This window comes from Azonexus hydrophilus, assembly GCF_905120355.1.
Lineage (GTDB): Bacteria > Pseudomonadota > Gammaproteobacteria > Burkholderiales > Rhodocyclaceae > Azonexus.
In genome coordinates this window covers 40,715-64,148 of sequence record NZ_CAJHOB010000009.1, presented here as the reverse complement: position 1 = coordinate 64,148, position 23,434 = coordinate 40,715, and the positions used below count along the sequence as shown (strand labels likewise).

General features: G+C 61.9%; 21 protein-coding genes and 1 pseudogene. 20 read left to right on the top strand and 2 right to left on the bottom strand.

What is annotated here, in order from left to right; translation table 11 throughout:
• Positions 1-19: 19 nt before the first annotated feature.
• The 8 genes from JYJ39_RS08785 to JYJ39_RS08750 all read left to right on the top strand — a co-directional run bounded on the left by JYJ39_RS08785 (position 20) and on the right by JYJ39_RS08750 (position 8,695).
• Complete coding sequence (locus tag JYJ39_RS08785) at positions 20-1,192, top strand: hypothetical protein (protein ID WP_205203698.1); 1,173 nt, start codon at positions 20-22, stop codon at positions 1,190-1,192.
• Complete coding sequence (locus JYJ39_RS08780) at positions 1,189-3,699, top strand: acyl-CoA reductase (protein WP_205203697.1); 2,511 nt, start codon at positions 1,189-1,191, stop codon at positions 3,697-3,699. Before JYJ39_RS08785 ends, JYJ39_RS08780 begins: the two co-directional genes overlap by 4 nt.
• The gene (locus tag JYJ39_RS08775) at positions 3,696-4,964 is read left to right on the top strand and encodes a phenylacetate--CoA ligase family protein (RefSeq protein WP_205203696.1); all 1,269 of its coding nucleotides are present in this window, start codon (positions 3,696-3,698) and stop codon (positions 4,962-4,964) included. Before JYJ39_RS08780 ends, JYJ39_RS08775 begins: the two co-directional genes overlap by 4 nt.
• Positions 4,954-6,462 carry a GNAT family N-acetyltransferase gene (locus tag JYJ39_RS08770; protein ID WP_205203695.1) on the top strand — a complete coding sequence of 503 codons (1,509 nt, stop codon included), beginning with the start codon at positions 4,954-4,956 and terminating at the stop codon, positions 6,460-6,462. Before JYJ39_RS08775 ends, JYJ39_RS08770 begins: the two co-directional genes overlap by 11 nt.
• A 151-nt stretch (positions 6,463-6,613) precedes the next feature.
• Positions 6,614-7,201: an RNA polymerase sigma factor gene (locus JYJ39_RS08765; protein WP_205203694.1), complete on the top strand. Its 588-nt coding sequence runs from the start codon at positions 6,614-6,616 to the stop codon at positions 7,199-7,201.
• Complete coding sequence (locus JYJ39_RS08760) at positions 7,194-7,676, top strand: anti-sigma factor family protein (protein WP_205203693.1); 483 nt, start codon at positions 7,194-7,196, stop codon at positions 7,674-7,676. The genes JYJ39_RS08765 and JYJ39_RS08760 overlap by 8 nt, the downstream gene beginning before the upstream one ends.
• Positions 7,673-8,116: a Spy/CpxP family protein refolding chaperone gene (locus JYJ39_RS08755; protein ID WP_205203691.1), complete on the top strand. Its 444-nt coding sequence runs from the start codon at positions 7,673-7,675 to the stop codon at positions 8,114-8,116. Before JYJ39_RS08760 ends, JYJ39_RS08755 begins: the two co-directional genes overlap by 4 nt.
• Positions 8,117-8,215: 99 nt before the next feature.
• Positions 8,216-8,695: a hypothetical protein gene (locus tag JYJ39_RS08750; protein WP_205203690.1), complete on the top strand. Its 480-nt coding sequence runs from the start codon at positions 8,216-8,218 to the stop codon at positions 8,693-8,695.
• Positions 8,696-8,797: 102 nt separating this feature from the next.
• Here the strand turns inward: JYJ39_RS08750 and earP are convergent, their stop codons facing one another.
• Positions 8,798-9,910 carry an elongation factor P maturation arginine rhamnosyltransferase EarP gene (gene earP / locus JYJ39_RS08745; RefSeq protein WP_205203689.1) on the bottom strand — a complete coding sequence of 371 codons (1,113 nt, stop codon included), beginning with the start codon at positions 9,908-9,910 and terminating at the stop codon, positions 8,798-8,800.
• Positions 9,911-9,935: 25 nt separating this feature from the next.
• Here earP and uvrC point away from each other — a divergent pair, with 25 nt between their 5' ends.
• The 11 genes from uvrC (at position 9,936) to recO (ending at position 20,199) form a co-directional block, all read left to right on the top strand.
• Positions 9,936-11,819, top strand: a complete 1,884-nt coding sequence (gene uvrC, locus JYJ39_RS08740) for an excinuclease ABC subunit UvrC (protein ID WP_205203688.1) — start codon at positions 9,936-9,938, stop codon at positions 11,817-11,819.
• Between the two features lie 5 nt (positions 11,820-11,824).
• Complete coding sequence (gene pgsA, locus JYJ39_RS08735) at positions 11,825-12,400, top strand: CDP-diacylglycerol--glycerol-3-phosphate 3-phosphatidyltransferase (RefSeq protein WP_205203687.1); 576 nt, start codon at positions 11,825-11,827, stop codon at positions 12,398-12,400.
• Between the two features lie 66 nt (positions 12,401-12,466).
• Positions 12,467-13,066, top strand: a complete 600-nt coding sequence (gene rpoE, locus JYJ39_RS08730) for an RNA polymerase sigma factor RpoE (protein ID WP_205203686.1) — start codon at positions 12,467-12,469, stop codon at positions 13,064-13,066.
• A 117-nt stretch (positions 13,067-13,183) separates the two neighbouring features.
• On the top strand, positions 13,184-14,647 hold the full coding sequence (locus JYJ39_RS08725; protein ID WP_205203685.1) for a DegQ family serine endoprotease: 1,464 nt from the start codon (positions 13,184-13,186) through the stop codon (positions 14,645-14,647).
• On the top strand, positions 14,637-14,882 hold the full coding sequence (locus tag JYJ39_RS08720; RefSeq protein WP_205203683.1) for a glutaredoxin family protein: 246 nt from the start codon (positions 14,637-14,639) through the stop codon (positions 14,880-14,882). Before JYJ39_RS08725 ends, JYJ39_RS08720 begins: the two co-directional genes overlap by 11 nt.
• A gap of 65 nt (positions 14,883-14,947) precedes the next feature.
• Positions 14,948-16,738 carry a translation elongation factor 4 gene (gene lepA, locus JYJ39_RS08715; RefSeq protein ID WP_205203681.1) on the top strand — a complete coding sequence of 597 codons (1,791 nt, stop codon included), beginning with the start codon at positions 14,948-14,950 and terminating at the stop codon, positions 16,736-16,738.
• A 26-nt stretch (positions 16,739-16,764) separates the two neighbouring features.
• Positions 16,765-17,553 (top strand): signal peptidase I, encoded by a 789-nt coding sequence (gene lepB, locus JYJ39_RS08710; RefSeq protein WP_205203679.1) that lies wholly within the window; start codon positions 16,765-16,767, stop codon positions 17,551-17,553.
• A gap of 11 nt (positions 17,554-17,564) precedes the next feature.
• A complete protein-coding gene (locus JYJ39_RS08705; protein WP_205203677.1) occupies positions 17,565-17,918 on the top strand; it encodes a DUF4845 domain-containing protein in 354 nt (117 codons plus the stop codon).
• Positions 17,919-17,920: 2 nt separating this feature from the next.
• Positions 17,921-18,589 (top strand): ribonuclease III, encoded by a 669-nt coding sequence (gene rnc, locus JYJ39_RS08700; protein ID WP_205203675.1) that lies wholly within the window; start codon positions 17,921-17,923, stop codon positions 18,587-18,589.
• On the top strand, positions 18,586-19,470 hold the full coding sequence (gene era, locus JYJ39_RS08695) for a GTPase Era (protein WP_205203673.1): 885 nt from the start codon (positions 18,586-18,588) through the stop codon (positions 19,468-19,470). The genes rnc and era overlap by 4 nt, the downstream gene beginning before the upstream one ends.
• A 3-nt stretch (positions 19,471-19,473) precedes the next feature.
• Complete coding sequence (recO, locus tag JYJ39_RS08690; protein WP_205203671.1) at positions 19,474-20,199, top strand: DNA repair protein RecO; 726 nt, start codon at positions 19,474-19,476, stop codon at positions 20,197-20,199.
• A gap of 116 nt (positions 20,200-20,315) precedes the next feature.
• Here recO and JYJ39_RS08685 read toward each other — a convergent pair whose 3' ends face one another.
• Positions 20,316-22,079: a DEAD/DEAH box helicase gene (locus JYJ39_RS08685; protein ID WP_205203670.1), complete on the bottom strand. Its 1,764-nt coding sequence runs from the start codon at positions 22,077-22,079 to the stop codon at positions 20,316-20,318.
• A gap of 445 nt (positions 22,080-22,524) precedes the next feature.
• Between JYJ39_RS08685 and JYJ39_RS14205 the strand changes: the two are divergent.
• Positions 22,525-23,412: pseudogene (locus tag JYJ39_RS14205) on the top strand (ABC-F family ATP-binding cassette domain-containing protein); the annotation flags it as partial.
• Positions 23,413-23,434 lie beyond the last annotated feature (22 nt).

The window sequence follows — 23,434 nt, the reverse complement described above, 5'->3', positions numbered from 1 at the left end:
TACCATGCCGGACACAGCCATGCCTACAGCCTCTTTAAGTGTTCCCGATCCCGCCGCCTTGTTGCAGGTCCAGTCGCTGTGCGATCAGACCGATCCCTACGCAACCAGTGCTGCGAGCGATGTGTTGTTTGCTGCCGCCATGCGCGAGATCGTCGCTTGGCATCAGGCGCGTTCTCCTTTCTACGCCCGTCTGCTGGAAGAACGGGGCTTTTCCTGCCAGCAGTTGCAGACGGCCGGCGACTGTGTGGCCTTGCCTCTGATCCATGCCAATTTTTTCAAGACCCACGAAATCCTCTCCGTTCCCCGTGAATCCATCACCCTGCACCTGACCTCCTCCGGCACCACCGGCCAGAAGTCGCAGATTTTCTTCGATGCCTGGTCGATCGGCGCCGGGCAACGGATGGTGCGCAATATTTTTGACTACTACGGCTGGAACACGCCGCAACACCCCGTCAATTACCTGCTCTTCAATTACGAACCGGAAACCAACTGGAAGGTCGGTACCTCCTACACCGCCAATTTCCTCTGCAGCTTTGCCCCCATCCATCAGCTCAACTACGCCTTGCGCCGTACCGGCCAGGGGAGTCACGAATTTGATGTCTATGGCACCCTGCGTACCCTGCAGGAGTATGCCGAATCCGGGCTGCCGGTGCGTATCTTCGGGTTCCCCGCCTTCCTGCATGCTGCCTTGCAGCGCATGCAGGCGCTCGAATTGCCGCCGCTCAAGCTGCATCCCGACTCCCTGGTGTTTTTCGGAGGCGGCTGGAAAGGCCAGGCCGACAAGGCCATTCCCAAATCCGAACTCTATGGCGCCATCCACCGCCAGCTCGGCATTCCCGATCAGCGCATCCGCGACGGTTATGGCTCGGTGGAGCACAGCGTGCCCTACGCGGAGTGTGCCGCCCACAATTTCCACGTCCCGGTCTGGTCGCGCATTTTCATTCGTGATGTGAAGACCCTGGAAGCCAATCCTCCCGGTGTTCCCGGCTTCCTCAACTTCGTCACGCCCTACGTCACCTCGGTGCCCGTACACAGCGTCCTGATGGGCGATCTGGCGGCCTGGCATCCGGGCAGCGCCTGCAGTTGTGGCCTGAACACGCCTTTCTTCGTCCCCCTGGGCCGCGCCGGGGTATCCAAAAACAAAAGCTGCGCCATTGCCGCAGCGGAATTATTGAAAGGGAGAGCAGCATGAAGCCCCATCTGTGGCGCGGCCAATGGCTGGATGACGAAGAACTGGCAAGCCATCTGCCGCAACTAGCCACCCAGCTGGCCGCCGACCTGGATCGTCCACCGCCCCTGAGGGCCCTGCTCCAGGCGGCGCAGGCCCTGGGCCAGAGCCTGCAGCAGGAGGGGGGGCTGCGCCAGCGTTTGCTCGACGCCTTGCTTGCCGCGCCGGAAGCCCGTCACGCTGACGCTCTGGCTGTGGTTGACTCGGTGGCTGGCTTTCTCCAGCGCCAACCGCTGGAATACAAGCTGGAGCGCGAACTGGGCAGCACCGCCCCGTTCACCCCGCGCCGCATTACCTACGAGGATGAGCGTTTTGAGGCCTGGGCGCCCCTCGGTTTTCTGGTGCACATCGCCCCCGGCAATGTGTCTTCGGTCGCACCCCTGTCCGTCATTGAAGGGCTACTGGCGGGCAACATCAACTTCCTGAAAACCAGCAGCGACGCCACCCTGTTCCCGCAGTTGTTGTTGAAGGCTCTGGTGGATCACGACCCCAGCGGCGAACTGGCCCCCTTCATCTACGCCGCCCGGATTTCCTCCCGGGAGTCGGACAAACTGCGCCAACTCTTTGCCTGCGCCGACGGTATTGCCGCCTGGGGAGGCGAAGCTGCAATTGCCGCTGTGCGCGAGATGGCCCCCGGCGGCTGCCGGGTGGTGGACTGGGGCCACAAGATTTCCTTCGCCTACCTGGCCGCCGAAAAGCTGGCAGATGACGCCGCCCTGGAAGCCGTCGCCCGGGAGGTCTGCCTGATCGAACAGCAAGCCTGTTCCAGCCCCCAGTGCCTCTATGTGGAAACCACGGAACGGGATACCCTGTTTGCGCTGGCGGAAAAATTCGCCCAGGTGCTGGCCCGGGTTTCCGCCACTTTCCCGGTCCTCGAACCCGGCCCCCAGGAGCGGGCGGAAATTACCTCGGTGAATGAAGTGGCTCGGGTCGAAGCCGCTTTTTCCGGCCGCACCCGGGTCATTGACGCACCGGACCACAGCTGGCGGGTGCTGGCCGAAGACGAACCGGTGCTGCGCGCCTCCCCCTTGTTCCGCACCCTCTGGATCAAGCCCCTGCCGCTACCAGCCCTGACCCGCACCCTGCGGCCGATGCGGCCCTGGTTGCAGACGGCGGGCCTGGCTTGCGATCTGGGACGCTTTGCCCAGATCGCTTCACATCTGGTGTCAGCCGGCGTCAGCCGGGTCACTCGTGTCGGCGAACAACTGGGCGGCTATGTAGGCGGTCCCCACGATGGCGTCTATGCCCTGCAGCGTTACTGCCGCCGTGTCAGCTTTGAACTGCCCAAGGCGGCGCGGGGGATTTCCAGCTTCGACGAATTGCAGACCCCGACTTCCCCGGTCGAGGCCGGTACGCCCATCCTGACCAAGGAGGGCTTCATGGCCCTGCCCCACGATCCCCAACATGCCCAGCTCTTTTTCAAGAGCGGTGGCAGTTCGGGAGCGCCGAAACTGTCCGTCTACTCCTGGGACGACTACCGCACCCAGATGCGCGCCGCTGCCGACGGGCTTTACGCCGCCGGCCTGGACCCGCTTCAGGACCGGGTCATGAATCTGTATTTCTCCGGCCACCTGTACGGTAGCTTCATCAGTTTCTGGAGCATCGTCGAACACCTGGGCGCCCCCCAGTTCCCCATGGGGGGCATCGACGATCTGGAAGAAGTGGCGCACACCATCGTCAGTCAGCGGGTCAACACCCTGCTCGGCATGCCTTTCTACCTCAACAACCTGTTCACCCAGCAAGCCGACGTGCTGCGTGCCTATAAGGGCGTGAAGAAGATTTTCTATGGCGGCGAACATATGAATGCCCAGCTGCGCCAGCGCCTGACCGAGGAATTCGGTGTCAAGCTGATTCGTGCCGGCGCCTATGGCAGCAACGATGCCGGTCCGCTCGGCTACCAGTGTCCGCACTGCGTCGGCAATGTCTACCACGTCCTCAGTCAGACCCAGTATCTGGAGATCGTTGATCAGGAAGAGGATCGCCCCGTCGCTCCGGGGGAAGCAGGACGGCTGATCTTCACCTCCCTGGCCCGGCGCGGCCAGAAGGTGGCGCGTTACGAGATCGGCGACATGGGCCGCTGGGTCACCGAACCCTGCCCCTGCAGCCGCCAGTCGCCCCGCTTTGAACTGCTGGGCCGCACCGGCGATCTGTTCCGCGCTCCCAATTTCTTCAATTACCAGACCTTCTGCCGCGTGCTCACCGACCATGCCGGCTACGCCGGCGCCGTGCAACTTCAGCTCAGCCACGCCGGCCGGAACGATCAGATCCGGGTGCTGCTGGAGGCAGAAAGCGGCCTGGCCCCGGCAAGCGTGCGGCAATTGCTGCTCGATCATTACCCGGACCTGCGCCAGTTCGTCAATGAAGTGAAATTCACTGACCTGGAAGTGACCCTCATTTCCCTGAGCGAGTTCGCCACCACCCCGAGCACCGGCAAACTCAAACACATCGTCGACCTGCGGAGCCCAGCATGAACATCTACCCCTTGCCCACTCTGGTTGCGGTTGCCCGCAGCCTGTCACCTTTTTATCGTGAGCTCTATGCCAATCTGCCTGCGGATTTCCAGCTCGCCGACCTGCCCGTGGTTGAACAGAAACCCTATTGGGAAGCCAATACGGTGCGCAATAACCGTCTCCTGACCGGCCCATTGCAGGACGGGATCGTGTTCAAGAGCGGCGGTACGACCGGTGACCCCAAATTTTCGGCATTCAGAAAGACGGAGTGGCAAAGCTTCACCGAGGCGTTCGGCGAAGCCCTCGAAGCAGGTGGACTCAAGGATGGCGAGCGCGTTGCCAATATTTTCTATGCCGGTGAGCTGTATTCTTCCTTCGTTTTTGTCATGAAGTCGCTCGATCACGCGCGCGCCAACTGTGTGCAGTTTCCCTTGTCCGGGCGGGCGGATTTTCCGATGATTGCCCACACCATCAGCGATTTCGATATCGATGTGCTGGCGGGCGTGCCGACCACCCTGGTCAATCTGGCCGAATACCTGCGTAGTGAGGGGCAAACCCTGCCCAGCCTGAAACGTATTTTGTTTGGTGGCGAATCCCTTTACCCCGATCAGCGCGATACCCTGCGCCAGGCCTTCCCCAATGCGCGCGCCGCTTCCGTCGGCTACGCCAGTGTCGATGCCGGTCTGCTCGGGTACGCCGATCTCAGCTGCGGCCCGGATGAGCACCGGGCCTTCGATCGCTATACCCACCTCGAAATTCTCGATGAGGAAACGGGCCAGGTGATCGAAGAGATGGGCCGGCCAGGCAAGGTTGTGGTGACCAATCTGACCCGCCTGCTGATGCCCATCATCCGTTATCCCGCCGGTGACCGGGCGGTCTGGCTCGAACCGGCCGGCACCCCGGATCGTAAACTCAAGCTGCTCGGTCGTTCCGAGGAAGGGGCTCGAGTCGGCCCCATGACCCTGTATGTGGAAGACGTCCTGCATGTGCTGGAACCTTTCCACAAGGAGCTGGCGATTGCTAATTTCCAGATGCTCGTGACCCATCACGACAAGAGGGATCAGATGACGCTGCGCATTGTCGCGCATGCGACGCCGGAAGCTCTGGCGCAGGCGGCGGAACGGGTGAAATCCGCCATTTATGCTTGTCGGCCCATGTACGCCGACCTGCTGCAGCAGCAACTGGTACATCCGCTGCAGGTGGAGTGGGTGGACGCCAGCGCCCTGGTCATCAATCCGCGCACCGGCAAACTGAAACGCGTCCTCGATCAGCGCCATGGCAGTTGAACCCCTGATTTCGGGTTACAGCTGCCTGACCCTGACCAACGAGGCCAGCGCGCCAGCGCTGGCTTGTGCTCACGTACGCAGCGTGGCGGCGCAACTCGGTTTCAACGGCGAAGAACAGGACGCCATCGAGCTGGGGGTCGAAGAAGCGACGGCGAATGTCGTCCAGCACGCTTTTGCCTCGGACGAACTCAACAGTTTTCAGGTCATCTGCCGCCCCACCGCCCTGGGCCTGGAAATCTGCATCCGCGACCAGGGCATGCCCTTCGATCCGGAGCAGCTTCCGGAGTTTCAGCCGGAACATGTGCTGGATGCGCCTCTGGAACGAGGGCTGGGCACCTTCCTGATGAAACAGGTATTCGATCAGGTGGTGTTCCGCAACCTGGGCAAGGACGGCAAGGAAACCTGCCTGATCAAGCACCGCCAGCAGCAGTTGATCGGCGACTATGCCGCCCCGCCTGCCCCGAGCCTTCCTCTCGTGGGAGAAGCAATTCAGGCGGTACGCCCGATGCGCGCAGACGAAGCCATCGAGATTGCCCGCTGTGTCTATGAGGCCTACGGCTACTCCTACCCTTACGAACACATTTATTACCCGGAGCGGGTCGTTGCGCTCAATGCCAGCGGTGAAATCAGCTCGGCAGTGGCTACCACCGCCAGCGGCAAGATCGCGGGTCATGCGGCATTGGTGTATGACCAGGAGGGCGGTGCCGAGCTGGCGATTGTGGTGACGCGGCCTGAATACCGGGGCCAGGGGGTTGCCCGCAAGTTGGGGGAGTTCCTCTTGCAATTGGCCCAGCAGCAAGGCTTGGCGATGGTCTACACCAAGGCGGTTACAGCGCACACCTACACCCAGCAGTTTTGCCATGCCCTGGGTTTCAGTGACTGTGCCCTGCTGCCGGCGCATGCGCCGGCCAGCGTGCAATTCCGCCGCATTGCCGAGCGACTGCTGCAGCGCGAAAGCTGCATTCTGGCGCAACGCCCCATCGCACCCATCCGCGAGCAAACGCTCTACCTTCCGCCGCATCACCGGGAGATGATTCTGGCGCTCTACGCCAACATGGGGCGCACGATACTCTGCCCCGAAATTCCTCCGGCCCGACCGCTCACTGGCCGCACCGAACTCTCCATGAGTGCCTCCAGCGGCCTCGATCTGGCCATTCTCGAAGTGCAGGTCTGGGGCAATGACTGCGTTCAGGCCCTGCAGCATCAATTGATCCAGCTGCGCCGACAGCATCTTGCCGTGGTGGAATTGGTCCTGCCGCTGTGGCAAGCGGAAACCGCCCGCCAGCTGCCGGCCCTGGAAGCGATGGGCTTTTTCTTCACCGGCATCGCCCCCGCCGCCGATGGCAAGGATCGGCTGCTCATGCATTATCTGATCGACCCTGCCATCGACTACGCCAACATCCATGTGCATGCGGCCATCAGCGAGCAACTGCTGGCCTATGTGAATGCACACGATCCCAATCGTGCCCTCCCGACCCCTTCGGTGCCGGGAGCTTGATGCATGAGCGCCTGCGGTTGTTCCAGCAGATAGATTGTGGGCAGAGCGTTGGAACTTTTGCGCTCGTGATGCGTTTCAGCGCTGACAGAAGATGAATACTGGCGATGGCACGAGGGAGCAGGCATGGCGTACAGGCCAGGACAGCAGGGTGATGGACGCTAAGAGTGATGACGCGGCGAGGGATCGTGCCCTGGCGCTGGCGGCCCGTGGCGGCGACCGGCAGGCGTTCGCCAGTCTGGTCCGGCGCCACCAGGCACGCTTGTTCAACTTTCTCCTGCGCCTGCTTGGCCGTCGGGAGGTGGCAATGGATCTGACGCAGGATACCTTCCTCAAGGCGTGGAGTGCTTTGCCGGACTGGCAACCAGCGGCTCGCTTCAGTACCTGGTTGTTCCAGATCGGGCGCAACGCCGCCTTCGACGTACTGCGGCGGCAGCAGCGCATTGATTTCGTTTCCTACGATGCCGGAAACCCCGCTGACGAGCCGGGCGATTCCGCACCATCGCCGGAACAGCAGTATGCCGACCGGCAGCGCCTGCGCCTGCTCGAGCGCGCTTTGGCAGCGCTGCCGGCCGAGCAGCGCGAGATCCTGTTGCTGCGCGAGTTGGAAGACATGAGTTATGCCGAACTGGCGGTGACACTCGGCATCAACGAAGGCACCGTCAAGTCCCGCCTGGCCCGCGCGCGCGCCGCCGCCCTTCTGCATTACCGTGACTACACCGGAGAGCATCGCGATGAGTGATTTACATCCCCCCCCTATTGCCCCCCATGTGACGGACGATGAGCTGTCCGCCTATCTTGACGCTGAGCTTGCGGCGCCGGCCCGCCAGCAGCTTGCGGCGCACCTGAGCGTGTGTCCGCGCTGTGCCGACCGCCTGTCGGCATTTGCCGATCTCGCTGCCGATCTTGGCCGCTTGCCGTCGGTGGCGCCGGAGGTGGATCTGACCGGCGTCATTCTGGGTCGCTTGCCGCCGATTGTTTCGCCATCCCGGCCGACCTTCTGGGCGGGATGGCGTGCTCTGCTGCCGGTCGGGATCGGTGCCACCGCCTCCGTTGCGCTCGGGCTTGCTCTTGGCGCCGCCTTGTTTGGCACGGGGGCGGCGCTCCCCGGCGTGGCCGCCATGCAGGTTTTTGACCCACTGCCGCCAGGCAGTCTCTGCCTTGGTGTGGATAGCTGCTACACCCGACACGCCAACCTCACGGGAGTGATCCGATGAAACCTCAACTGTTGCGCATGGCGCTGATTTTTTCCCTGCTCATTAACGCCGGCGTGCTCGGGGCGGCTGCTTACCGCGGGCTGATGGCTGACAGTTTTCCGGGGCTGCCTGACTATCTCGGCCTGAGCCCTGCGCAGACGCAGCAGTGGCATGCAACGGAACAGGATTTCCTGGCCCAGCTCGCGGCAGGGACGCAGGCAATCGAAACCCATCGTGTCCGGCTGATCGAAGCCATCTTTGCCGAGGTTCCCGATCCTGCCCGCATCGATGCCGAGCGGCTTGCCATCGCCAGGCTGCAGGATGTGCAGCAGCAACGGGTGATCGAGCAGCTGCTCAAGGAAAGGGCTCTGCTCGATGCGGCGCAACGCGACCGGCTGGCTGCCTTGCTGCTGGCGCAACCGGCCGGCCCCTCGGGTGTCGAGCGCCTGCATCGCGACTGACGGGAACATCTGGCGGTGAGAAACGTTGAAGTGGGGCAAGCGGCGCTGTTGTCGCTACGCATCAATTTCAACGCTTGATCCATCAGGAGATTACCCCGCATGAAACCCTATACCTTCGTTGCCCTGACCGTGCTTTCCCTGGCCGCCGCCGGCCCCGCCCTGGCTGCTACCGATGCCCACGAGCACCATCACGGTACGGCGCCCGCCAGCTTGCAGCTGAATGCCGGCAAGAAATGGCAGACCGACGCCCCGCTGCGGGCGGCGATGGGGCAGATCCGCCAGTCGATGGCTGCCTCGCTGCATGCCATTCACGCGAACAAGATGTCGGCCAAGGGCTACGATGGGTTGGCGAAACAGGTGGAAGGCGCGGTCGGTGAGATCGTTGCCAACTGCAAACTGCCGCCGGCGGCGGATGCGCAGCTGCACATCGTGGTCGCCGAGTTGCTGGCCGGTGCCGAACAGATGGGCGGCAAGGTCAAACAGGGCAAGCGCATGGATGGGGCGGTCGCGGTGATCGGTGCGCTCGACAATTACAGCAAGTATTTTGACGATGCCGGTTTTCAGCCGATTCCCCACTGAGGGTCAGCCGTGGCCGATGCTGAATGGAAGGCCAACCCTCCGCCTGTACGATTACGGCGCCCGGCATCCGGCGGCTTCTGTCGCGACCGGGCCGGGAGCCAGTTAGGCCGTGAGGCCGGGGTGGCCAGAGGGCAGTCTTTGGCAAAAATCGACCAGCGCAGCGCTTAGTTCCGGCAGCTGCTGGCAGTGCGCTTGCCAGCAGCGGGCGTGTGCAGCGAGCGCTGGCAGGGCGGCGTGGAAGTCGTGCCAGCAGGCGGCGAGGTGGGCGGCGGTAACAGGCGTATTCCAGGCGAGGAAGATGGCGCGCACGATATGTGCCAGCTCGGCGGTCAGGTCGGCGGTGTAGAGATCGAGGAAGGCGTTGAGTTTATCCAGATGGGCGTTGTCTGCCTGCGGGTAAATGTGCCACAGGAAGGGCCGGCCGGCGAGCTGGGCGCGGACAAAGGAATCTTCGCCGCGCACGATATTGACCGTACCTTGGCGCAGCAATGCATCGTAGGCGTCCGGGGCGAGGAAGGGCAGGGCGTTGATGTGGTGGTGGCTGTGCTGCCAGGGGCCGTCGCCACCGAAATGTGAGCCAAGCGCCTGCCGTGGCTGACCGGGAGAAACGTTGATCTGCCAGGATGTGTTGCCCAGGGCGTTCAGGAGCGCCGCGACGGGGGCGTTGGCATAGCAGAACAGGTTGAGGCTGGGCGGCTGGCCGGTGCTGTTGGCAGCGGTAGCGGCGGCCGTGTTTTCGCGCAGCAATCCGCCACTACGGGCCGTGAATCCGGGAAAGAAGAAATATTTCGTCAGCGGCAGGCTGGGGTGCGGTGAGGCCAGGCCGTGGCAGTCGGCAATCCAGGGTTCGGCGCTGAGATATTCAAGATTGAGCCAGCAAGGCGGGGTGCTGCGTGCCGCCATGGCCTGCAGGTAGGGGGGCGGCAGATCGCAGGCGAAGGCTTCGATGACGACATCGGCCGCGGTTGTTGCCGGAAATTGTGCTGGCCAGTGGCAGACGGTGACGCCTTCCTGCTGCTGCCGGTCAGCGTCTGCCGCGAGCATCGGGCACAGCGCGCGCAGGGTGGTGGGTTGGTCAATCCAGAGCCGCACACTCTTGCCGTGGGCGCGCACCAGTTGTCGCGCCAGACGCCAGCAGACGCCGGCATCGCCATAATTGTCGATGACGCGGCAGAAAATGTCCCAGGACTGGAGTGGGGGGCGGGTGCGTTGCATGGGGGGCGATGTTAACATCCCGGCCATGACTGAATCTGCTGCTGCCCCGCAATTGCCCGCTGCGCCAGATGCCGGGCCGGATAGCCCGGCTCCGCTGTTCGATGCCCGGGCCTTTCTTGCCACGCTGACCGAATTACCCGGCGTGTATCGCATGCTGGGTGCCGATGGCGCCGTGCTTTACGTGGGCAAGGCGAAGAATCTGAAGAAGCGGGTGGCGAGTTATTTCCGCAGCAACCTTCCCAGCCCGCGCATCGCGCACATGGTCAGCCAGATCGCCCATATCGAGACGACGGCGACGCGTACCGAGGCGGAAGCCCTGCTGCTGGAAAACAATCTGATCAAGTCGCTGGCGCCGCGCTACAACATCCTGTTTCGCGACGACAAGTCCTATCCCTACATCGTGCTGACGCGCGACAAATTTCCCCGGCTCGCTTTCTTTCGCGGCAATCCGGATCGCAAGGCCGATTATTACGGCCCCTTTCCTTCCGCCTGGGCCGTGCGCGACAGCATTCAACTGCTGCAGAAGATGTTTCGCCTGCGCACTTGTGAAGACACAGTGTTCGCCAACCGTTCCCGGCCGTGTCTCCTGTACCAGATCAAGCGTTGCAGCGGTCCTTGTGTCGATCTGGTGAGCGCCGAAAGCTATGCGGCCGATCTCCAGCTGGCGGCGATGTTCCTGTCCGGCAAGCAGCAGGAAGTGATCAAGCGGCTGACGCAGGCGATGGAAAGTGCGTCGGCGCAGCTGGCTTTCGAGCAGGCTGCGCAGTATCGCGATCAGATCCAGTCCTTGCATCAGGTGCAGGAAAAGCAGTTCGTTGCCAGCAACAAGGGGGAGGATGCGGATGTGGTGGTGGCGGTGCGCAGCGCCGGCCAGCTCTGCGTTAATTTGGCCATGGTGCGCGGTGGTCGGCATCTGGGCGACCGGCCTCTGTTTCCGAGCAATGCCGGCGATTCCACGGCGGCCGATGCGCTGCTCGCTTTCCTGCGCCAGCACTATGCCGTGCACCCTGCCCCGGCGCGGGTGCTGGTGTCGCCCCTGCCGGCGGGTGAGGATCTCGATGAAGCACTGGCGACGCTGGCCGAGCAGGCGGGGCGCCCGGTGCCGCTGGTTGAAGCGCGCAGTCTGAACCAGAAGGCCTGGGTGGAGATGGCGCGGCAAAATGCCGAGCTGGCCATTCTGGCGCGCAATCAGGCGAGTGCCCAGCAGGAAGCCCGCCTGGAAGCCTTGCGCGACGTGCTGCAGATGAACGAATCGCTGCTGCGTATCGAATGCTTTGACATCAGCCATACCCAGGGCGAGAGTGCGGTGGCCTCCTGCGTGGTGTACGAAGGCAACGCGATGCAGCGGCGTGATTACCGGCGCTTCAACATCCGCGACATCACCCCGGGCGATGACTATGCCGCCATGCGGCAGGCGGTTTTGCGCCGCTACGACAGTGTGGCTGGAGGCGAGGGCAAGGCGCCCGACCTGATCCTGATCGACGGGGGTAAAGGTCAGGTGGCGGCCGCCTGGGCAGCACTGGCCGATCTCGGCCTGACGCATCTGAACATGCTCGGGGTCGCCAAAGGTGAGGCGCGCAAACCGGGACTGGAAAGCCTGATCTTTCCCGAGGCAGACGGTCGGGCACCGCTTAACCTGCCAGCCGACCATCCGGCCCTGCACCTGATTCAGGAAGTGCGCGACGAAGCCCACCGCTTCGCCATCACCGGCCACCGCGGGCAGCGCGCGAAAAGCCGAAAAACCTCGACGCTGGATAGCCTGCCTGGCATCGGCCCGGCCCGGCGCAAGGCCCTGATCGCCCGCTTTGGCGGTTTGTCCGGCGTACGGGGGGCCAGCATCGAGCAACTGGCGGAAATTCCCGGCATCAGCCGGGAACTGGCCGAAAAGATACATTCCGCCTTAAACTGACGCCCATGCCGCTCAATCTTCCCATCCTGCTGACCTGGCTGCGCATCGTTGCCATTCCGCTGTTCATCGCCGTCTACTACCTGCCCGATGCGTGGCTGACGCTCGCCGAGCGCAATCTGACGGCGACCCTGATCTTCATGGCGGCTGGATTTACCGATTGGGCCGATGGTTATCTCGCGCGTAAACTCAACCAGACTTCCGCCTTTGGTGCTTTCCTCGATCCGGTGGCCGACAAACTGATGGTTGCTGCGGCCCTGATCATGCTGGTGCAGCTGGATCGCGCCGATGCCGTCGTGGCCGCCATTATCATCGGTCGTGAAATCACCATCTCCGCCCTGCGCGAGTGGATGGCCAAGATTGGCGCGGCCCGGAACGTGGCTGTGTCCATGCTGGGGAAAATCAAGACGGCAGCGCAGATGGCAGCCATTCCCCTGCTGCTCTACGCGGCGCCGCTGGCGGGATACGACACGCTGCTGGCCGGCGAGTGGCTGATCTGGCTGGCCGCTCTGTTGACCCTGTGGTCGATGGGCTACTACCTGCGCATGGCCTGGCCGGAGATCGTCAGGCAGGGGGGCAGCTGAGCCTGGGCTATACTGTCGGACCCGCCGGCAGACAGGGCAGCGGGCTTTTGCGGAGAGTACATAAAAATGAGCGAGCGCGAGGTCGACCAGGCCTTGGTTGAACGGGCGCAGGGTGGCGATCAGAAGGCGTTTGATCAACTGGTCAGCAAATATCAGCGCAAACTGGAGCGTCTGCTGTCGCGTTACGTGCGTGACGCGGCAGAAGTCGAAGACGTGGCCCAGGAAGCCTTCATTAAGGCCTACCGGGCGCTGCCGGGTTTTCGCGGAGACAGCGCCTTTTACACCTGGCTGTATCGCATCGGCATCAATACCGCCAAAAATTATCTCGTTGCCCAGGGTCGGCGCGCGCCGACCAGTACCGGCTTCGATGCCGAAGAGGCGGAAGGTTTTGACGATGCCGCCCTGCTGCGCGACATCAACACGCCGGAAAGCCTGCTCATGACCAAGCAGATCGGCGAAACGGTGAATGCAGCCATGGCGGCGCTGCCGGAAGAGTTGCGTCGGGCCATCATGTTGCGCGAAATCGACGGGCTGTCGTACGAAGAAATTGCGGCCACCATGGATTGCCCGATCGGCACCGTGCGCTCGCGTATCTTCCGCGCCCGCGAAGCCGTCGCCGGCCGCTTGCGTCCCTTGCTCGATACCGCGCCGGACCAGCGCTGGTAGGCTTGAAAAACGCACAAACGGCCAAATTTGCTTACATAAACGGGTCGGTAGTGCCTGTGGCTCAGGGCACAATGGCGCCTGGAAAATTTGTACAACCTGAACTGGATAGGAACTGTGATGCGACGCTTATCTCGTTGGCTGCTTCTTTTTTCATTTCTGGGCCTGACTGGCCTCAGTTTCACCGTGTCGGCGCAAGGCCGCAGCCTGCCCGACTTCACTGTGCTGGTCGAGCAGCAGGGGCCGGCGGTGGTCAATATCGCGACGACGCAGCGGGTGCGCACGGGCGCGCAGGCCATGCCGTTTCCGTTTGACGAAAACGATCCGGCGTTCGAGCTGTTCCGCCGATTCCTGCCGCAAATGCCGCGCGATCCAGGCGATGGCGGTCAGCGCGACGCGGAAAAATCCCTCGGCTCCGGCTTCATCATCAGTAGCGACGGCTATCTCCTGACCAACGCCCATGTCGTCGATGGCGCCGATACGGTGACAGTGCGGCTGACCGACAAGCGCGAGTTCCGTGCCAAGGTGATCGGTGCCGACAAGCGGGCCGATGTGGCGTTACTGAAGATCGATGCAACCGGCCTACCGACGGTCCGGTTGGGTGATGCAGCCCGCCTCAAGGTGGGGGAATGGGTGGTCGCCATCGGTTCGCCCTTCGGGTTCGAGAATTCGGTGACGGCGGGGATCGTGTCGGCCAAGGGCCGGGCGTTGCCGCAGGAAAATTACGTCCCCTTCATCCAGACCGATGTGGCCATCAATCCAGGTAATTCGGGCGGGCCGCTGTTCAACATGAACGGCGAGGTGGTCGGCATCAATTCGCAGATCTACAGTCGCAGCGGTGGCTTCATGGGCTTGTCGTTCGCCATTCCGATCGACGTGGCGATGGACATCCAGCAACAGCTGCGCAGCACCGGCAAGGTCAGCCGTGGCCGCCTGGGCATCGTGATTCAGGAAGTCAGCAAGGAGTTGGCGGAAGCTCTGGGTCTGGCGCAGCAGGCCGGTGCCGTCGTCAATGCGGTGGAGCGTGGCGGGCCGGCCGACAAGGCGGGCCTGGAAGCCGGTGACGTCATCCTCAAGTTCGATGGCAAGACCATCACCAGCTCGGCAGAACTGCCCCGCCTAGTTGCGGCAGCCAAGCCCGGGAGTCGCGCCAGCGTGCAGGTGTGGCGCAAGGGCAAGTTGCGCGATATCCCGGTCCAGATTGGCCAGATGGTCGATGAAGGAACGGTTGCCGCGCGCCCGCTGTCCGGCAAGGGGGGCGCTGCCAGCAGCAACCGTCTCGGGCTGGTGGTGAGTGATTTGACGGCGGCGCAACGGCGCGAGCTTGAACTTGACGGTGGTGTGCTGATCGAGGAACTGCGCGGCGCGGCGGCCCGTTCCGGTTTGCGTACGGGCGACGTGATCGTGGCGGTCATCAGCAAGGGCAGCACCAGCGAAGTGAAATCGGCGGAGCAGCTCAATCGCCTGCTGAATCAGGTCGATCCGGCGGCAAATGTGACGCTGCTGATTCGGCGAGGAGAGATGCAGACTTTCGTCACCATCCGTGGCGGTGCCGCGGGGAATGGAAACGGTAATGGCCGTTGAACTGACCCTGATCAGCCGCACTTACTGCCACCTCTGTCACGACATGCAGGAAGCCCTGGCGCCGTTGCTGGCAGAGAGTGGCGCGCGGCTGGTGGTGCTGGACGTGGATGCCGACCCGGCGCTGGAAGCAAAGTACGACGAACTGGTGCCCGTCCTGCTGCACGGAGAAAACGAGCTGTGCCATTACCACCTGGAGACGGCCAAAGTGCGTGAATATTTGGCGGAAATCCGCTAAAATCCACGACCTTACGAATTTTTAAGGGCGCCGTCAGCGCCCTTTTTTCTGGATCAATTCAGAACGTGGATCACATTCGCAACTTTTCCATCATTGCCCACATCGACCACGGTAAATCGACCCTGGCAGATCGCATCATCCACTTTTGCGGCGGCTTGTCTGATCGTGAAATGGAGGCGCAAGTCCTCGATTCCATGGATATCGAGCGTGAGCGCGGCATCACCATCAAGGCGCAGACCGCGGCATTGAGCTACAAGGCGCGTGACGGCAAGGTGTACAACCTGAACCTGATCGATACCCCGGGCCACGTCGACTTTTCCTACGAGGTGTCGCGCTCCCTGTCGGCCTGTGAAGGCGCGCTGCTGGTGGTCGATGCCTCGCAAGGGGTGGAAGCGCAGACGGTGGCCAACTGCTACACCGCCATCGAACTCGATGTTGAGGTGCTGCCGGTGCTGAACAAGATCGACCTGCCTTCGGCCGATCCGGATAACGCACGCCAGGAAATCGAGGACGTGATCGGTATCGATGCTTCGGAAGCCGTACTGGCCTCTGCCAAGACCGGTCTCGGCGTGCAGGACATCCTGGAAATGGTGGTGGCCAGGGTGCCGCCGCCGAAAGGCGAGCCGAACGGACCGCTGAAAGCATTGATCATCGATTCCTGGTTCGATAGTTACGTCGGCGTGGTCATGCTGGTGCGCGTGGTCGATGGCGAAATGCGGCCGAAGGACAAGCTGCACTTCATGGCCACTGGCGCCAATCAGCTGTGCGAGCAAGTCGGGGTGTTCACCCCGAAAGCGCAGGCGCGTGATGTCCTGCGGGCCGGTGAAGTGGGCTTCATCACCGCCGGGATCAAGGAACTCAAGGCGGCCAAGGTGGGCGATACCATTACCCATGCCGAGCGCAAGGCGACGACGGCGCTGCCTGGATTCAAGGAAATCAAGCCGCAGGTATTTGCCGGTCTCTATCCGGTGGAAGCCAACCAGTACGATTCGCTGCGTGAAGCGCTGGAAAAACTCAAGCTCAACGACGCTTCCCTGCAATACGAGCCGGAAGTTTCGCAGGCTCTGGGTTTTGGCTTCCGCTGTGGTTTCCTCGGCCTGCTGCACATGGAAATCGTGCAGGAACGCCTGGAACGCGAGTTCGATCAGGATCTGATCACCACCGCGCCCACCGTTGTGTACGAAGTGGTCATGCGCGACGGCAGCGTGCTGCAGGTGGAAAACCCGGCCAAATTGCCGGAAGTGCAGAAGATGGAAGAAATCCGCGAGCCCATCATCACGGCCACCATCTTCGTGCCGCAGGATTATCTGGGGGCAGTCATCACCCTGTGTAACCAGAAGCGCGGCAACCAGGTGGATATGCACTACCACGGTCGCCAGGTCAAAGTGATTTATGAAATGCCGATGGCCGAAGTGGTGATGGATTTCTTCGACAAACTGAAATCCTGTTCGCGGGGTTATGCATCGCTCGACTACGATTTTAAGGAGTATCGCCCGGCCGACGTGGTCAAGCTCGATATTCTCATCAACGGCGAAAAGGTGGACGCCTTGTCGCTGATCGTGCACCGCGCCAATGCGCAGTACCGCGGTCGCGAACTGGCCAGCAAGATGCGCGAACTGATTCCGCGTCAGATGTACGACGTTGCCATTCAGGCCGCCATCGGCTCGCACATCATTTCCCGCGAGAACGTCAAGGCGCTGCGCAAGGATGTGCTGGCCAAGTGCTATGGCGGTGATATTTCGCGTAAACGCAAACTGCTGGAGAAGCAGAAGGCTGGCAAGAAGCGCATGAAGCAGGTCGGAAGCATCGAGATTCCGCAGGAAGCCTTCCTCGCCGTGTTGCGCGTCGATAATTGAAACCTCGCTGAAGCCTGGAAAACTGCATGAACTTTGCCCTGATTCTATTTGTGCTGTCGGTCGTGACCGGCATCCTGTACGCGCTGGACGTATTCAAATTCCGCAAGCAGCGCGCTGCCGATGCGCCGAGTCCGCTCTGGGTGGTCTGGGGAGCGGATTTTTTTCCGGTCATCCTGCTGGTTTTTGTCGTGCGCTCCTTCCTGTTCGAGCCGTTCAAGATTCCGTCCGGCTCGATGATCCCGACCTTGCTGGTGGGCGACTTCATCCTCGTCAATAAATACACCTACGGCGTTCGCCTGCCGGTGCTCAATACCAAGATCATCGATGTGAACGAGCCGCAGCGTGGCGACGTGATGGTGTTTCGCTACCCGGACGATCCGTCGCTCGACTACATCAAACGGGTTGTCGGCTTGCCGGGTGATCGCGTGGCCTACATCAACAAGCAATTGAGCATCAACGGTACGCCGGTGGCAACCCGGCAGCTGCCGGATTACCAGCATGGTGAGCGTTTGTACTACTCGGAGCAGTTCACCGAGCAGCTCGGTGCGGTCGAACACCGCATCCTGCGCGATGCCGATGCACCGGCGTTCATTCAGGGGGTGGAACCCTTTCCTTACCGGGAAAACTGTACGTACAATGCCAGCGGCGTAATCTGCACGGTGCCACCCGGGCATTACTTCATGATGGGTGACAACCGCGACAACAGTAAGGACAGCCGCGCCTGGGGCTTTGTGCCGGAAGCGAACATTGTCGGCAAGGCCTTCTTCATCTGGCTGAATTTCGACGACTTCAGCCGTTTCGGGGCATTCAAGTAAGGAGTTTGGATATGAAAAAACAGCAGGGTGTAGCGTTGAGCGGGCTCTTGATGTGGAGCTTGGTTCTGGTGCTGGGGGCGATTATGGGCATGAAGGTGGTGCCGGCAACGCTCGAATATTTCAAGATCAAGAAGGCGGCGGAAAACGTGGTGGCCAAGGCCGGTAGCAACGCCACAGTACCGGAAATCCGGGCAGCCTTCGATCGCCAGATGCAGATTGACCATGTCGAATTTTCTTCCCGGGATCTTGATGTGCACAAAAACGCGCGTGGTGCCGTGGTGATCGGATTTGATTACGAGAAGCGCATTCCGCTGTTTGCCAATGTCTCGCTGGTGATCGACTACAAGGGTTCGACGGCAGAATAAACATGGCAATGGCTCCACTCGCCCGGCAGATTGGTCATGACTTTGCCCAACCGGACCTCCTGCGCACGGCGCTGACGCATCGTAGCTACGGCGTGCCCAACAACGAGCGGCTGGAGTTTCTTGGTGACGGCATCCTCGACTGCGTGATTGCCGATCTGCTGTTTCAGCGTTTTCCCGATCTGCCCGAAGGTGATTTGTCGCGTTTGCGGGCCAATCTCGTGCGCCAGGAAACCTTGCACCAGCTGGCGCAGGAGTTGAATGTCGGCACGCAGCTGCGACTGGGCGAAGGTGAGCTGAAAAGTGGTGGGGCAATGCGTCCTTCCATTCTGGCCGATGCACTGGAAGCCGTTTTTGCTGCCGTCTATCTCGATGCCGGATTCATTGCTGCGCAGCAGGTGATCGCGCGCTTGTATGCCCCTCTGCTGGCCGACCTCAAGCCGGGGCAGTTCCAGAAAGACGCCAAGACGCGGCTGCAGGAATTCCTGCAAGGGCGCAAGAAGCGTCTGCCGCACTATGAGTTGCTGGAAACCAGCGGCGCCGCACACGAACAGTCCTTCACCGTCGCCTGCAGCATCGAGCAGCCGCCGCTACGCACCACCGGTACCGGCAACAGCCGCCGGGTGGCCGAACAAAACGCTGCCCAGGCGGCCCTTGCCATTCTCGAAGCATGAACGACATCCGCTCAGGTTATCTCGCCATCGTCGGTCGCCCCAACGTCGGCAAATCCACGCTGCTCAACCATTTGATCGGCGCCAAGATCAGCATCATCTCGCGCAAGGCGCAAACCACCCGGCATCGGGTGACCGGCATCCGCACCGATGCCGATGCGCAGTTCGTGTTTGTCGACACCCCGGGTTTCCAGACCAAGCATACCAATGCCCTGAACCGGGCGATGAACCGCAGCGTGACGCAAACCCTGAATGACGTTGACGTGGTTTTCTTCGTCATCGAGGCCGGGCGTTACGATGCCAAGGACAAGGTGGTGGTGCGCCTGCTGCCGAAAGACCGGCCGGTGATCCTGGTGATCAACAAAACCGATGCCGTCAAGGACAAAGCCGGCCTACTGCCCTTTTTCGCCGAAGTGGCGGCTGACTTCGACTACGCTGCGGTGATTCCGGTGAGTGCCGCCAAAGGCCGGCAGACCGACGATCTGCTCAAGGAGGCGCGCAAGCATCTGCCACACAGCGGCCTGCTCTTTGCCGAAGATGATCTGACCGATAAATCGGAGCGTTTCCTTGCTGCCGAATACATCCGCGAAAAGGTGTTCCGCCTGCTTGGCGACGAACTGCCCTATGCGACAGCCGTCGAAATCGAAAAATTTGAAATTGACGGCGCCCTGCGCCGCATCCATGCCGCCATCGTTGTTGACCGCGATGGCCACAAGGCCATCGTGATCGGTAAGGGCGGGGAATCCTTGAAACGTATCGCCAGCGAAGCGCGCCAGGACATGGAGCGCCTGTTCGACGGCAAGGTCTATCTCGAAATCTGGGTCAAGGTGAAATCGGGCTGGAACGACGACGAACGCCTGCTGAAGAGTCTGGGCTACGAGTAAACCATGCAGCGCAGCAAGGTTGATGGCCAGCCAGCCTATGTGCTGCACAGCTATCCCTTTCGTGAAACCAGCCTGATCGTCGAAGTATTCAGTCGGGATTTTGGCCGCATTGCCCTGCTGGCGCGCGGCGCCCGCCGCCCCCGCGCCGCCGTGCGTGGGCTGTTGCTGGGCTTTCAGCCGCTGGAGCTGGGCTGGGCAGGTAAAGGTGAAGTACCCAACCTGATGAAAGCCGAATGGGTGGGGGGGCAGCCGCTGCTGGGTGGCGAAGCCTTGTTCTGCGGCTACTACCTCAATGAACTGTTGCTGCATCTATTGCCGCGCGAAGATGCCCATCCCGTGCTGTTTGCCCGCTACGGCAGCGTTCTGCAGCGCCTGGCCGGTCATGCCGACCGTGTCGCCCGGGAAATCGATCTGCGCTGTTTTGAAAAATATCTGCTGCAGGAACTGGGCTACGGCTTGATGCTTGACCACGACGCCGACGGCCAGCCCATCGCCGCCGATGCTTTCTACAGCTATCGCATGGAGCAAGGCGCGGTGTGCGTGCCCCATGCCGAGGCCGAAGAAGGCACTTTACGTGGCAAAACCCTGCGCGACCTGGCCGCTGAGGATTTATCCGATCCCGCCAGCCGCAGCGAAGCCAAGCGCATGATGCGCCGGCTGTTCAATCACTACCTGGCTGGCAAGGAACTGGTATCGCGGCACGTGTTTGCTGATTTGCAGCGGTTTTAGGGCGCTTGGCGAGAGGATTTCCTGGCGCTGAAACATATCTGCCAGAAGGCAAAAGACCTGCCGCAAGGGCAGGTCTCAGGCTGATCGTCGGCACCGTGGATGTGCCAAGGGCTGGCTTACTCGTGTCCGGGCTTTTTGCGGAACTTGCGTTCGCCGGTGTCCGGGCGGCTGTCAGTGCGGCCGGTATCCGGGCGCAGGTTGATCGGCACGCCGCGCACGCGGGTACGTTTCAGGGCGTTGGCGGCTTCCTTGGGCATGCCGGCGGGTAGCTCGATGGTGCTCGATTCTTCATACAGGCCGATGCGACCGATGTGACGGCTGTCGAGGCCGGCTTCATTGGCGATGGCGCCGACGATGTCGCGGACTTCAACCCCGTGCTCACGGCCAACGTCGATGCGGTAGCGCACCATGTCGCCGACGGGCGCCGGGCGTGTCGGGCGATCTTCGCGGCGCGGGCGTTCCGGGCGGTCGTCGGAACGGGGCTTGCGCTCACGTTCGGCAAAGCTGGCCGGACGGCGCTCGCTGCGTTCTTCACGGAAGGGGCGGGGCGCCGGGTCTTCGCCGGCCACTTCGAGGGGTTTGCCTTCCTGGGCCATTTTGGCGAGGGCAGCGGCGACTTCTTCGGCGCTGACATCTTTCTCTTCGCACAACTGCGAGACGATGTTGGCAAAGAATTCGAGGCCTTCGGCATCAAGGACTTCGGCGACTTTGGCCTTGAAATCGGCGACGCGCTTATTGGTGACATCGGCCCGGCTGGGGAGTGTCAGCGGCGCGATCGGCTGCCGCGTGGCGCGTTCGATGGTGCGCAGCATGCGCACTTCGCGCGGGGCCACGAAGAGGATGGCGTTACCGGTACGGCCGGCACGGCCGGTACGACCGATGCGGTGCACGTAGGCTTCAGTGTCGTAAGGAATGTCGTAGTTGATGACGTGGCTGACGCGCGGTACGTCGATGCCGCGGGCGGCGACGTCAGTGGCGATGACGATGTCCAGCGCACCGGATTTCAATTGCTCGATGACCCGTTCGCGCATCTGTTGGTTGAGGTCGCCGTTCAGCGCGGCGGCTGCGTAGCCACGGGCGTTGAGCTTGTCGGCGAGTTCGACGGTGGCGGTCTTGGTGCGCACGAAGATGATGGCGGCATCGAAATCTTCTTCGACTTCGAGGATGCGGGTCAGCGCGTCGAGCTTGTGCAGTCCGGAGACCTGCCAGTACACCTGACGGATGGCGGCAACCGTGGCGGTGGCCGACTTGATCTTGATTTCCTTCGGTTCGACCAGGTATTTCTGGGCGACACGGCGGATCTGCTCTGGCATCGTCGCCGAGAACAGGGCCGTCTGGTGCTGTTCCGGCGTGCGTTCGAGAATCCATTCGACGTCGTCGATAAAGCCCATGCGCAGCATTTCGTCGGCTTCGTCGAGCACCAGGGTCTGCAGGTGATCCAGGTTGAGCGTCTTGCGCTCGAGGTGATCCATGACCCGGCCTGGGGTGCCGACAATAACGTGCGCACCGCGTGCCAGTTGTTTCAGCTGAATGGTGTAGCTCTGGCCACCGTAGATGGGCAGGACATGGAATCCGGGCTGGTTCTTGGCGTAGCTTTGCAGCGCTTCGGCCACCTGGATGGCCAGTTCGCGGGTGGGGGTGAGGATCAGTGCCTGCGGCTTGAGCAGCTTGCTGTCGATGCGTTCCATCACCGGCAGGGCGAAGGCGGCGGTCTTGCCGGTGCCGGTCTGCGCCATGCCGATGATGTCGTGGCCGTCGAGCATCACCGGGATGCATTGGGCCTGAATGGGGGAAGGGGTTTCGTAGCCGATTTCTGAAAGTGTTTTCAGGAGCGAATCGCTCAGGCCGAGTGCGGCAAAGCTGTCCACGGTGGACGTCATGATGCTGTTCCTTTCTGCGCCACCCATGTGACGGGTGGCTTTCGCCCGCGTTTGTCTGGTGCGGGCGACCTCTAAGTGACCCCGACGCAGCCCGTCCGGGGAATGAATCAATGGGTGAAACCTGCACAAGAACCAGTATTACCGGGGCTGCGGGAGTTACTGCGGGCGATGCATCAACGCATTGAGCTGATTATTTTACTATTTTTTGCTCGGTTCGATTTGTTGAATCATGGAAATATGATCGGTTTTTACTGAATCTGTCCTCTGAATTGCCGCCAATGGGGGTATTGGTTCGTGACTTGAAAAACCGTTGAGAGGACGCGTGGTAGGCAGTCAGTGGGCATTGTCGGTGTGTGTTTTCAGGAGCGCGTTGCAGGCGAACTGATTACAATCCACCTCTTTCAACAGGATCGCGCCCGAAACAGCCTTTCGGGCGCTTTTTTCCATGCCCTGTCTCAAACTGACTGCTGCCTGTCTGGCCTATGGCCATGTTCCCCTGCTCGATCATGCCGAGCTGCAACTGGATGCCGGTGAGCGGGTTGCCCTGATCGGGCGCAACGGCACCGGCAAATCCTCCCTGCTGGCGGCCATTGCGGCGGGCAGTGGGCGGGGGCGGCTGGATGATGGCGAGATCTGGCTGCAGCCGGGCCTGCGTCTTGCCTATGTGCCGCAGGAGCCGCCATTTGATTCGCAGGCAACGGTCTTTCAGGCGGTGGTTTCCGGGATGGGGGAAACTTCGGCGCTGCTGGCGCAGTATCACGCGGTGTCGCAGCAACTCGCGGAAGGGGGCGATGCCGAGGCCTTGCTGGCGCGGATGGATGCTTTGCAGCACGAGCTGGAAGCGCGTGGCGCCTGGGCCTATGAAGCGCAGGCGGAAAAGGTGATTGCCCGTTTTGCGCTGGATCCGGAGGCGCTGGTCGGGAGTTTGTCCGGCGGGCAGAAAAAACGCCTGGCCCTGGCGCAGGCGCTGGCGGTGACGCCGCACGTGCTGTTGCTCGATGAGCCGACCAATCACCTCGACATCGCCGCCATCGAGTGGCTGGAAACGCTGTTGATCGAATCTGGTGTGACCTTGCTGTTTATCACCCATGATCGTAGTTTCCTGGATCGCGTCAGCACCCGCATCGTCGAACTGGATCGCGGCAAGCTGGTGAGTTTTCCTGGCAATTTCAGCCAGTATCAGGCGCGCAAGGAAGCGCTGCTGCACGAAGAAGCACTGGCCAATGCGCGTGCCGACAAATTGCTCAAGCAGGAAGAGATCTGGATTCGCAAAGGCGTGGAAGCGCGGCGCACGCGGGCGGTGTTTCGTGTGCAGCGCCTGGATAAGCTGCGTGCCGAGCGTCAGGCGCGCCGCG

Excerpts from the sequence above, each read along its gene's own strand:
- JYJ39_RS08770 (WP_205203695.1), top strand. The coding sequence starts at position 4,954 with ATGGCAGTTGAACCCCTGATTTCGGGTTACAGCTGCCTGACCCTGACC.
- rnc (WP_205203675.1), top strand. The coding sequence starts at position 17,921 with ATGGCAATGGCTCCACTCGCCCGGCAGATTGGTCATGACTTTGCCCAA.
- JYJ39_RS08720 (WP_205203683.1), top strand. The coding sequence starts at position 14,637 with ATGGCCGTTGAACTGACCCTGATCAGCCGCACTTACTGCCACCTCTGT.
- JYJ39_RS08765 (WP_205203694.1), top strand. The coding sequence starts at position 6,614 with ATGGACGCTAAGAGTGATGACGCGGCGAGGGATCGTGCCCTGGCGCTG.
- pgsA (WP_205203687.1), top strand. The coding sequence starts at position 11,825 with ATGCCGCTCAATCTTCCCATCCTGCTGACCTGGCTGCGCATCGTTGCC.
- JYJ39_RS08725 (WP_205203685.1), top strand. The coding sequence starts at position 13,184 with ATGCGACGCTTATCTCGTTGGCTGCTTCTTTTTTCATTTCTGGGCCTG.
- JYJ39_RS08705 (WP_205203677.1), top strand. The coding sequence starts at position 17,565 with ATGAAAAAACAGCAGGGTGTAGCGTTGAGCGGGCTCTTGATGTGGAGC.
- JYJ39_RS08685 (WP_205203670.1), bottom strand. The coding sequence starts at position 22,079 with ATGACGTCCACCGTGGACAGCTTTGCCGCACTCGGCCTGAGCGATTCG.
- recO (WP_205203671.1), top strand. The coding sequence starts at position 19,474 with ATGCAGCGCAGCAAGGTTGATGGCCAGCCAGCCTATGTGCTGCACAGC.
- JYJ39_RS08775 (WP_205203696.1), top strand. The coding sequence starts at position 3,696 with ATGAACATCTACCCCTTGCCCACTCTGGTTGCGGTTGCCCGCAGCCTG.
- JYJ39_RS08785 (WP_205203698.1), top strand. The coding sequence starts at position 20 with ATGCCTACAGCCTCTTTAAGTGTTCCCGATCCCGCCGCCTTGTTGCAG.
- JYJ39_RS08755 (WP_205203691.1), top strand. The coding sequence starts at position 7,673 with ATGAAACCTCAACTGTTGCGCATGGCGCTGATTTTTTCCCTGCTCATT.
- era (WP_205203673.1), top strand. The coding sequence starts at position 18,586 with ATGAACGACATCCGCTCAGGTTATCTCGCCATCGTCGGTCGCCCCAAC.
- JYJ39_RS08780 (WP_205203697.1), top strand. The coding sequence starts at position 1,189 with ATGAAGCCCCATCTGTGGCGCGGCCAATGGCTGGATGACGAAGAACTG.
- JYJ39_RS08760 (WP_205203693.1), top strand. The coding sequence starts at position 7,194 with ATGAGTGATTTACATCCCCCCCCTATTGCCCCCCATGTGACGGACGAT.
- earP (WP_205203689.1), bottom strand. The coding sequence starts at position 9,910 with ATGCAACGCACCCGCCCCCCACTCCAGTCCTGGGACATTTTCTGCCGC.
- uvrC (WP_205203688.1), top strand. The coding sequence starts at position 9,936 with ATGACTGAATCTGCTGCTGCCCCGCAATTGCCCGCTGCGCCAGATGCC.
- JYJ39_RS08750 (WP_205203690.1), top strand. The coding sequence starts at position 8,216 with ATGAAACCCTATACCTTCGTTGCCCTGACCGTGCTTTCCCTGGCCGCC.
- rpoE (WP_205203686.1), top strand. The coding sequence starts at position 12,467 with ATGAGCGAGCGCGAGGTCGACCAGGCCTTGGTTGAACGGGCGCAGGGT.
- lepB (WP_205203679.1), top strand. The coding sequence starts at position 16,765 with ATGAACTTTGCCCTGATTCTATTTGTGCTGTCGGTCGTGACCGGCATC.